Raw genomic sequence first — 9,098 nt, forward strand, 5'->3', positions numbered from 1 at the left:
GGGCTCCGCGACCGCCGGCTGTGCCTCGCCGTCGACCGGGCCGGCAGCCGGGTCATCGCCCTCGGCGACGACTCCCGGCACTGCCTCGTGCTCGGCGACCCGGGGTCCGGGCGGACGTCGGTGCTGCGCTCGCTGGCCCTGCAGGACGCGCGCCGCGGGACCCGGCTGATCGTCCTCGACCCCCGGCGCCGGTTGCACCGGGACCTGCCGGCCGAGGTGCTGCTCGGCTACGCGCCCACCCCGGCGGCCGCGGCGCAGGCCGTCGCCGGGCTGGCCACCGGTCTCGCCCGGCGGATGCCGTCGGCCGACGTCGACGCGGACCGGCTGGCCGCCGGCGACTGGTGGTCCGGGCCCCAGCTGCACCTGCTCGTCGACGACTACGACCTGCTCGTCCTGGCCGGGGGCAGCCTCTCCCCGCTGCGCGGCTTCCTGCCGTACGCCGCCGACGTCGGGCTGCGGATCACCGTGGCGCGGCGAGCCGCCGGGGCCGCCCGCGCCCTGCACGACGACGTCCTGTCGGTGCTCAACGACCTCGGCGCGGTCGGGCTCGTGCTGAGCGCGGCGGTCGACGAGGGGCAGCTGCTCGGGGTGCGGCCGCGTCCGCAGCCCTACGGCAGGGGAGTGCTGACGGCGCCGGGCCACCCGCCTCGAGAGGTGCAGGCGATCGTCGCAGCACCGCCCGACCGCGGCTGAGATCCGCGGTTCTTTCGCTCGCGGTGCCGGTATGCAACGATCGTGCACGTACGTCGTCCCGGCGGATCGCGTGATCCGAGCCGGCCTCGCGAAAAGGATGTCACATGCCAGTTGTCGTTGGATTCATCCCGACCAACGAGGGCCGCGCCGCCCTCGAGCGCGCCATCGAGGAGTCGAAGCTGCGCGGCGAGAAGCTCATCGTCGTCGGCTCGAACAAGGGCGGCGACGAGTTCGTGAAGCAGGGGCTGAACTTCGACGAGGAGCTGGAGAAGGTCACCGACCGCCTCGAGGCCGACGGCGTCGACCACGAGGTGCACGCGCTGGTGCGCGGCAAGGACCCGGCCGAGGACCTCGTCGAGGTGGCCGACCGGATGGGCGCCAAGCTCATCGTCATCGGGCTGCGCCGGCGCTCCCCGGTCGGCAAGCTCATCATGGGCTCCAACGCCCAGCGCATCCTGCTGGACGCGAACTGCGACGTGCTCGCCGTCAAGCCGACCTCGCGGTAGCCGCTACTTCCAGGCGAACACCGGCTGCTCCAGGTGCCCGACGCGCGTCGGGCGCCCGCGCAGCACGACCTCTCGGAACTGGTACATCACCGCCGCGGTCGGCGCGTGGACCTTGCGGCCGAGCAGCGGCAGCTGGATCACCGGACGATCGGACTCCGGGATGCTCAGGAAATTCGGCTCGACGTCCAGCTCGTCGAACGGGATGTCGAACAGCCAGACCACCTCGTCGGCGTTCACCCGGTAGCGCGGGTCGGCACCGACCCACAGCACGTACGGCGACATGACGTACCCGGAGCGGGTCACGTAGTCGTCGAGCCGCCCGACGATGTCGTCGGCGTGGGCGGCGTAGCCGACCTCCTCGTGCAGCTCGCGCAGCGCCGCCTGCTCGCCGGTCTCGCCGTCGTCGAGCCGGCCGCCGGGCAGCGCCCACTGCCCGGAGTGCGACCGCAGCGTCGGCTGCCGCTTGGTGAGCCAGATGCCCTGGACGCCGTCGTTCTCCACGATCGCGAGGACGACGGCGGCGCGACGGTGCCCGGTCTCCGGCGCGATGATCGGCTCGAAGCCCGCCAGCCGCGCGGTCGCCTGCTCGCGGGTGACGCGCACGCTCATGCGACGCCCTTGGCGCGCAGCCGCGGCAGGACCTCTTCGCCGTACAGCTTCAGGAAGCGGGACTGGTCCGGGCCCGGCGCGTGGAAGACCAGGTGCCCGAAACCCCACTCGACGTACTGCATGATCTTCTCGACGTGCTCGTCGGGATCGGTGGAGACGATCCACCGGGACTTGGTCCGCTCGACCGGCAGCGCGTCCGCGAGCCGCTCCATCTCGATGGGGTCCTCGACGCCGGTCTTCTCGTCGCTGGAGAGCGCCAGCGCGCCCCAGTAGTGCGTGTCGCCGAGCGCGCGGTCGGCGTCGTGGTCGAAGGACACCTTCATCTCGATCATCAGGTCGAGGTCGTCGACGGTGCGCCCGGCCTTGCGCGCGCCCTCGTCGAGGGCCGGCAGCAGGGTGTCGGTGTACAGCTCGCGCGGCTTGCCGGACGTGGTGATGAAGCCGTCGCCCACGCGGCCCGCGAGGCGGGTCGCGGCCGGACCGGACGCCGCGACGTACAGCGGCACCCGGTGCTCGGGCCGGTCGTAGATCGTGGCGTTCTCCGTCGTGTAGTACTTGCCCTCGAAGGACACCCGCTCGTCGGACCAGAGGGCCTCGATCAGCTGCAGGGCCTCCTTCAGGCGGGCGAAGCGCTCCTTGCCGTCGGGCCACTGCAGCCCGAGCGGCGCCTCGTTGAGGGACTCGCCGGAGCCGACGCCCAGGATGACCCGCTCGGGGAACAAGCACCCGAGGGTGGCGAAGGCCTGCGCGACGACGGCGGGGTGGTACCGGAACGTCGGCGTCAGCACCGAGGTGCCCATCACGATGCGGCTCGTGCGGGCGCCGAGCGCCCCCAGGAACGGCAACGCGGCCGGCGAGTGGCCGCCGGTGTGCCGCCACGGCTGGAGGTGGTCGGAGATGAACACCGAGTCGAATCCGACCTGCTCGGCCTCGACCGAGTAGGCCAGGAGCTGCGCGGGGTCGAACTGCTCGGACGACGCCTTGTATCCGAGGCGGAGCTGCTTGGTACCCATCGGTGGTCCTTTCGCTAGATGACGCCGTGCGCGAGCATCGCGTCCGCGACGTCGATGAAGCCCGCGATGTTGGCGCCGAGCACGTAGTTGCCCGGATCGCCGTACTCCTCGGCCGTGCGCGCGCACGTCTCGTGGATGCCGACCATGATCTCCTCGAGCCGGCGCTCGGTCTGCGCGAACGTCCAGTTGTCGCGGGCCGCGTTCTGCTGCATCTCCAGCGCGGACGTCGCCACGCCGCCGGCGTTGGCGGCCTTGCCCGGCCCGAACGCGACGCCGGCAGTCTCGAACACCTTGACGGCCTCCGGCGTGCACGGCATGTTCGCGCCCTCGGCGACGACGCTGCAGCCGTTGTCGGCCAGCGCTCGGGCGGCGTCGGCGTCCAGCTCGTTCTGGGTCGCGCACGGCAGCGCCACCGCGACCGGCACCGACCACAGCGAGCCGCTGGTCGAATAGCTCGCGCCGCGCCGCGCCTCGGCGTACTCGCTGATGCGTCCGCGGCGGACCTCCTTGATCTCGCGCAGCAGGTCGACGTCGATGCCCTCCTCGTCGACCACGTAGCCGTTCGAGTCCGACATCGTCACGACCGTGGCGCCCAGGGACTGCGCCTTCTGGGCGGCGTAGATCGCCACGTTGCCGGAGCCGGAGATCGCTACACGGGCGCCCTCGAACGACCGCCCGATCGCGCCGAGCATCTGCTCGGCGAACACGACCGTGCCGAAGCCGGTGGCCTCGGGACGCACCAGCGAGCCGCCCCAGCCGAGGCCTTTGCCGGTCAGGACCCCGGACTCGTAGCGGTTGGTGATGCGCTTGTACTGCCCGAACAGGTAGCCGATCTCGCGGCCGCCGACGCCGATGTCACCGGCCGGGACGTCGGTGTACTCGCCGATGTGCCGGTACAGCTCGGTCATGAACGACTGGCAGAACCGCATCACCTCGGCGTCCGAGCGGCCCTTCGGGTCGAAGTCCGAGCCGCCCTTGCCGCCGCCGATCGGCATGCCGGTCAGCGCGTTCTTGAAGATCTGCTCGAAGCCGAGGAACTTGACGATGCCGAGGTACACCGACGGGTGGAAGCGCAGGCCGCCCTTGTACGGCCCGAGCGCGGAGTTGAACTCCACCCGGAAGCCGCGGTTGATGTGGATGCGGTTCTGGTCGTCGGTCCACGGCACGCGGAAGATGATCTGGCGCTCCGGCTCGCAGATCCGCTCGAGGACGCATGCCTCCGCGTACTGCGGGTGACGGGCGAAGACCGGCGCCAGCGAGGTGACGACCTCGCGAACCGCCTGGTGGAACTCCGGTTCACCAGGGTTGCGGTCGATCACCTTCTGGTAGATCCCCTCGAGCTGGTCCGCCACGTTCGCCACGATTCTCCGTTCGCCATGCTGCTGTCCGTGGCCGATCCTATGCTCTGGGGTATGTCGCGAGCGCACGCCGTCTTCTCCTCGCCGCTCGGCCCGCTGACCGCGGTGCTCAGCGAGGACGGCCTGTGCGGGCTGTACATGAAGCTCACCAAGCGGCCGTTGAGCCCGGCCATCACCGGTCCTCGCGACGACACCGTCGGCCGCGAGGTGGCCGAGCAGCTAGGCGAGTACTTCCGCGGGGAGCGCCAGGTCTTCGACCTCCCGCTCGACCTGCACGGGACCGACTTCCAGCGGCGGGTCTGGGCCCTGCTGCTGGAGATCCCGTACGCCGGGCAGTCGACGTACGGCGCGATCGCCGCAGCGCTCGGCGAGCCCAGGCTGGTGCGTGCGGTCGGTGCGGCCAACGGCAGCAACCCCGTCAGCATCGTCGTGCCCTGCCACCGGGTGGTGGGCAGCAGCGGCGCGCTGACCGGCTACGCCGGGGGCGTCGAGCGCAAGCGCTTCCTGCTCGACCTGGAGGCGCGGGTGGCCGGCAGCACGCCGACGCTCTTCTGAGGCCGGCGCCCGGGGCCGGCGCTCAGCGCCCGCTGCGCAGCGCCGCCCGCGCGCGTTCCACGATCTTCGTGCACTCCCAGCGGATCGCCTCGCGATCCGCGGGCACGAAACCGGCCCGTACGCGGCGGTCGAGGAAGTCGTCGACGTCCAGCGCGCCCTCGGCGAGGACGGCGTGCACGACCTCGACGCCGAGGACGGGGGAGCCGGCAGCCACCGGCTCGAGCAGCGTCGGGTCGTCGGTGGCCAGCGCGGCCACCGACGGTGCCTCGGTGCCGTAGCGGCGTACCAGCCGCGGCGGCGCGGCGATGCGCCCCAGCGTGCCGCGGTCTGCCGCGCCCACCAGCGGCAGCTCGGCAGTCACGCAGTCGGCCTGCCGGCCGAGGCGCCGCAGCACGGCGTCCACGGTGTCCTCGGCCATCTTGCGGTACGTAGTGAGCTTGCCGCCGGTGATCGTGATCGGCTGACCGGGCCGGTCGAGCAGCAGGTGCCGGCGCGAGAGGTCGGCGCTCGCGCCGCCGGTGCCGTCGGAGACCAGCGGACGCAGGCCGGCGAACCGCCCCACCACGTCGTCCGCGGTGAGCGGCGTGCGCAGCGCGGTGCCGAGGGTGCTCAGCAGGAACCGCTCGTCGGCCTCGGGGATCTGCGGTGCGTAGGGGTCCTCGCCGGGCGCGGGCTCGTCCGTCAGCCCGACGTAGGTCAGCCCGTCGGGCTGCGGTATCGCGAAGACGTACCGCCCGACGGTGCCCGGGACCGGGACGGTCAGGATCGCCCGGGGGTCGCCCAGCGACGAGCTGCGCACGACCAGGTGGGTGCCGCGGCTCGGCGTGAGCTGCAGACCGCCGGCGATCCGGTCCGCCCACACCCCGGTGGCGTTGACGACCACGTCGGCGTGCACGACCCGGACGTCGCCGGTCAGCGTGTCGGTGAGGGTCGCCGACCGGGCGTTGACGTCGGTCGCCGCGCACCGCGTGACGATCTGGGCGCCGTGCGCCGCGGCGGTGCGGGCGACCGCGACGACGAGCCGGACGTCGTCCTCGATCTGCCCGTCCCAGTAGGTCAGGCCGCCGCGCAGCCCGGCCCGGTCGAGCGCGGGCGCCAGCAGGAGCAGCTCCTGGGCGCTGATCCGGCTGGGGCTCGGCAGCAGGGCGGCGGGGGTGCGGGAGGAGACGCGCAGCAGGTCGGCCAGCCGCAGCCCGGCGTACATCTTCAGGCCCTCGGCACGGCCGAGGTAGTCGCCCAGCGGGATCACCGTCTGGGACGGCCGCACGAGGTGCGGCGCGATGGTCGTGAGCAGGTGATGACGCTCGGTGGCCGACTCGCGGGCCAGCGCGACGTCGCCCTTGGCGAGGTACCGCAGGCCCCCGTGCGCCAGCTTCGAGGAGTACCCGCTGGTGCCGCTGCCGAGGTCGCGGCGCTCGACCAGCGCCACCCGCAGGCCCCGGGCGGCGGCGTCCAGCGCGACGCCGACCCCGGTGATCCCGCCGCCGACGACGAGCACGTCGAGCGGCTGGGTCGCGGTCTGCTCGAGCCCCTCGAGCGCGGCGGCGCGGGTGCCGGCGTTGATCCAGTTGCGGGATGCGGCTGGCGCGGTGGGGCTCGGTGATGTCATCGGCGGCGCGGTCTCCTGGGCGGGCGAATGTCGCCCTAACGGTACGCGTCGCGGGCCGGAATCCCGCCGCGGCGCGACGGGACGGAAAACCGGTTCTGCCGCGCCCCGCGGGTGCGAGACTGGACGCCCAGCGCGCGACGGGAGAGCGATGAACGAGAACCTGACCGAGATCGTCGCGCCGTCGGTGTGGTGGGGCTGGGGCGACCCGGCCCGGTCCGCCGGCGTCCCGGAGCACGTCGCGCGGGTGCTGGTCGACGAGCTGGGCGCGCGCCCGGCCGAGACGCCGCCGGTGCCGCTGGCCGACGTGCGGATGCCGGCGTCCCGGCTGTCCGCCGACGATCTCGCTGCGCTGGCCGAGACCGGCTGCGAGGTGCTGACCGACCGCGCCGAGCGCGCGGCGCACGCCGGCGGCAAGAGCTATCCCGACCTCTGGCGGCGGCGGCACGGCGACTGCGAGCAGGCGCCGGACGCGGTGCTGTGCCCGCACGACGAGGCGGAGGTCGCCGCGCTGCTGGTGGCCTGCGAGCGGCTCGGCGTCGCCGTGGTGCCGTACGGCGGGGGGACCAGCGTGGTCGGCGGCGTCCAGCCCGAGCCCGGCGGCTTCCGCGCGGTCGTGACCGTCGACCTCCGGCACCTGGCCGCGGTCATCTCGATCGAGCCGGAGAACCTGCGCGCGACGTTCGGCGCGGGGTTGCGCGGGCCCGCGATGGAGGCGGCGCTCGCCGCGCGCGGCTGCACGCTCGGGCACTACCCGCAGAGCCACCAGGAAGCCGGCGTCGGCGGGTACGTCGCGACCAGGTCCGCGGGGCAGGCCTCGACCGGTTACGGCCGCTCCGACCAGCTCGTCGAGCGGGTGCGGATCTGCACGCCGAGGGGCGTGCTCGATCTCGGCGGCAGCGCGCCGGCGAGCGCGGCCGGCCCGCGAGTGATCGAACTCGTCATCGGCAGCGAGGGAACGCTCGGGATCATCACCGAGGTGACCATGCGGCTGCATCCTGCGCCGGCGGCCAAGCGGTACGCCGGGTGGCTGTTCGAGTCCTTCGACGCGGCCCGCGAGGCGCTGCGCGACGCGGTGCACGCCTACGGCAAGGCCCAGCTGCCGGCCGTGTGCCGGGTCTCCGACGAGGAGGAGACCCGGATCGCGCTGGCCCAGATCGGGGGCGCCAAGGCGGCGGTGGTGCGGAAGTACGCCACGCTTCGCGGCCTGCGGGCGCCGTGCCTGGGCATCTTCGTCTGGGAGGGCGATCCGGAGACGACCGGCCTGGCCAAGCACCAGATCGAACGCACCCTCTCCCGGCACGGCGCCGTCCGGCTCGGGCCGGTCGCGGCGCGGTCGTGGGAGAAGGGCCGCTTCGGCGCGCCGTACCTGCGCGACCACCTGCTCGGCCGGGGACTGCTCGTCGAGACGCTGGAGACCGCGCAGTCGTGGAGCGCCGCGGTGTCGACGTACCGCGCGGTGCAGGATGCGCTCCGGGATGCGCTGGGCGATCGCGCGTCGGTGCAGTGCCACATCTCGCACGTCTACGAGACGGGGGTGTCGCTCTACTTCACCTTCCTCGCCGCCGAGGAGGACGACCCTCTCGCGCAGTGGCGGCGCGCGAAGGCCGCCGCGAGCGAGGCGATCGTGGCCACCGGGGCCACCATCACCCACCACCACGCAGTCGGCATCGACCACGCTCCCTACCTCGCGGCCGAGACGGGGGAGCTGGCGCTCGACGTCCTGCGGTCGGTGAAGGCGACCCTCGACCCGGCAGGCATCCTCAACCCCGGCAAGCTGATGAACGGTGGACGACGTGGCTGACGCGCTGCACCTCCTGATCAACCCGCGCTCGGCGTACGGCCGCGAGGAGCGGCGCAGCCGCATCGAGCGGCTGCTGCGCACCCAGGGGTACGAGGTCACCACGCACGTCACGGCCGCGGCGGGGGACGCCGAGAACCACACCGCTGCGCTCGGCCCGGACGCGCTGGTCGCGGTCGTCGGCGGGGACGGCACGATCGCCGAGGCGGCCCGGGGCGCGGTCCGCAGTGGCGCCGTGCTGATCCCGCTGCCCGGTGGGCGCGGCAACGACCTGTGCCGCTATTTCGGCATCGGGCTCGATCTGGAGCGGGCGGTGCAGCAGCTGCCGACGTACGCCGAGCGGCGTATCGACGCGGGCTCGATCGACGGTCGGGTGTTCGTCGGGGTCGCGACGATCGGTTTCGACGCGATCGCCAACGACTTCGCGAACCGGTCGAAGGTGCGCGGGAAGACCGTGTACGCGGTCTCGGCGCTGCGCGCTCTCGCCCGGTGGAAGCCGATGACCTTCACGCTGCTCGTCGACGGAGAGCCCCGCACGCTGGTCGGCACCTCGGTCGTCATCGGCAACACCGGCAGGTACGGCGGCGGCATGCGGATCTGCCCGCGCGCCGAGGTGGACGACGGGCTGCTCGACCTCGTGACCATCGGGAAGGTGGGCAGGCTGGACTTCGTGCGGACGCTGCCGAAGGTGTTCACCGGCAGCCACCTGGCACATCCGCAGGTGCACATGGAGCAGGTGCGGACGGTGCGGGTCGAGGCGGTCGAGGGCGGCCGGCGCGCCCACCGTCGGCGGATGGCGATATACGCGGACGGCGACCGGGTGGCGGCGGTGCCCGTCGAGGTGTCGGTGCTGCCCGACGCGGTGCGGATGCTGCTGCCGGTCGCCGGCCGCGCAGACGGTCGCGCGGCGTCGCGGGCGGCGGGCTGAGGGCGACCGGCGGACGGGGAGCGCCCGGC

At 73.3% G+C, this 9,098-nt stretch carries 8 protein-coding genes and 1 pseudogene; 5 read left to right on the top strand and 4 right to left on the bottom strand.

Features of this window, described 5'->3' with window-relative positions:
* Nucleotides 1-693 (top strand): annotated as a pseudogene (locus F8A92_RS18720) (hypothetical protein); the annotation flags it as partial.
* Nucleotides 694-797: 104 nt separating this feature from the next.
* Entirely contained in the window at nt 798-1,199 is a 402-nt protein-coding gene (locus F8A92_RS17695) for a universal stress protein (protein ID WP_153506503.1), read from the top strand.
* Nucleotides 1,200-1,202: 3 nt separating this feature from the next.
* On the opposite strand, the gene F8A92_RS17700 is transcribed toward F8A92_RS17695, so the two are convergent.
* Genes F8A92_RS17700 through gdhA form a run of 3 tightly spaced genes read right to left on the bottom strand, consistent with a single transcriptional unit; the run spans nt 1,203 to nt 4,182 of the window.
* On the bottom strand, nt 1,203-1,808 hold the full coding sequence (locus F8A92_RS17700) for an NUDIX hydrolase (protein ID WP_153506504.1): 606 nt from the start codon (nt 1,806-1,808) through the stop codon (nt 1,203-1,205).
* Nucleotides 1,805-2,821, bottom strand: a complete 1,017-nt coding sequence (gene fgd, locus F8A92_RS17705; protein ID WP_153506505.1) for a glucose-6-phosphate dehydrogenase (coenzyme-F420) — start codon at nt 2,819-2,821, stop codon at nt 1,805-1,807. The genes F8A92_RS17700 and fgd overlap by 4 nt, the downstream gene beginning before the upstream one ends.
* Nucleotides 2,822-2,835: 14 nt before the next feature.
* A complete protein-coding gene (gdhA, locus tag F8A92_RS17710; RefSeq protein WP_323368447.1) occupies nt 2,836-4,182 on the bottom strand; it encodes an NADP-specific glutamate dehydrogenase in 1,347 nt (448 codons plus the stop codon).
* 51 nt (nt 4,183-4,233) lie between these two features.
* Here gdhA and F8A92_RS17715 point away from each other — a divergent pair, with 51 nt between their 5' ends.
* The gene (locus F8A92_RS17715; protein WP_153506506.1) at nt 4,234-4,734 is read left to right on the top strand and encodes a methylated-DNA--[protein]-cysteine S-methyltransferase; all 501 of its coding nucleotides are present in this window, start codon (nt 4,234-4,236) and stop codon (nt 4,732-4,734) included.
* 22 nt (nt 4,735-4,756) lie between these two features.
* Here F8A92_RS17715 and F8A92_RS17720 read toward each other — a convergent pair whose 3' ends face one another.
* Nucleotides 4,757-6,343 carry a glycerol-3-phosphate dehydrogenase/oxidase gene (locus F8A92_RS17720; RefSeq protein ID WP_153506507.1) on the bottom strand — a complete coding sequence of 529 codons (1,587 nt, stop codon included), beginning with the start codon at nt 6,341-6,343 and terminating at the stop codon, nt 4,757-4,759.
* Nucleotides 6,344-6,491: 148 nt separating this feature from the next.
* Here F8A92_RS17720 and F8A92_RS17725 point away from each other — a divergent pair, with 148 nt between their 5' ends.
* The gene (locus tag F8A92_RS17725; protein WP_153506508.1) at nt 6,492-8,144 is read left to right on the top strand and encodes an FAD-binding oxidoreductase; all 1,653 of its coding nucleotides are present in this window, start codon (nt 6,492-6,494) and stop codon (nt 8,142-8,144) included.
* On the top strand, nt 8,137-9,069 hold the full coding sequence (locus tag F8A92_RS17730) for a diacylglycerol/lipid kinase family protein (RefSeq protein WP_194291573.1): 933 nt from the start codon (nt 8,137-8,139) through the stop codon (nt 9,067-9,069). The genes F8A92_RS17725 and F8A92_RS17730 overlap by 8 nt, the downstream gene beginning before the upstream one ends.
* Nucleotides 9,070-9,098: the final 29 nt, after the last annotated feature.

Origin of the sequence: Cumulibacter manganitolerans, from assembly GCF_009602465.1 — a bacterium.
Lineage (GTDB): Bacteria > Actinomycetota > Actinomycetes > Mycobacteriales > Antricoccaceae > Cumulibacter > Cumulibacter manganitolerans.

Bases quoted from the DNA above. Each gene is read 5' to 3' on its own strand.
- F8A92_RS17695 (WP_153506503.1), top strand. From the start codon at position 798: ATGCCAGTTGTCGTTGGATTCATCCCGACCAACGAGGGCCGCGCCGCC.
- F8A92_RS17700 (WP_153506504.1), bottom strand. From the start codon at position 1,808: ATGAGCGTGCGCGTCACCCGCGAGCAGGCGACCGCGCGGCTGGCGGGC.
- fgd (WP_153506505.1), bottom strand. From the start codon at position 2,821: ATGGGTACCAAGCAGCTCCGCCTCGGATACAAGGCGTCGTCCGAGCAG.
- F8A92_RS17715 (WP_153506506.1), top strand. From the start codon at position 4,234: ATGTCGCGAGCGCACGCCGTCTTCTCCTCGCCGCTCGGCCCGCTGACC.
- F8A92_RS17720 (WP_153506507.1), bottom strand. From the start codon at position 6,343: ATGACATCACCGAGCCCCACCGCGCCAGCCGCATCCCGCAACTGGATC.
- F8A92_RS17725 (WP_153506508.1), top strand. From the start codon at position 6,492: ATGAACGAGAACCTGACCGAGATCGTCGCGCCGTCGGTGTGGTGGGGC.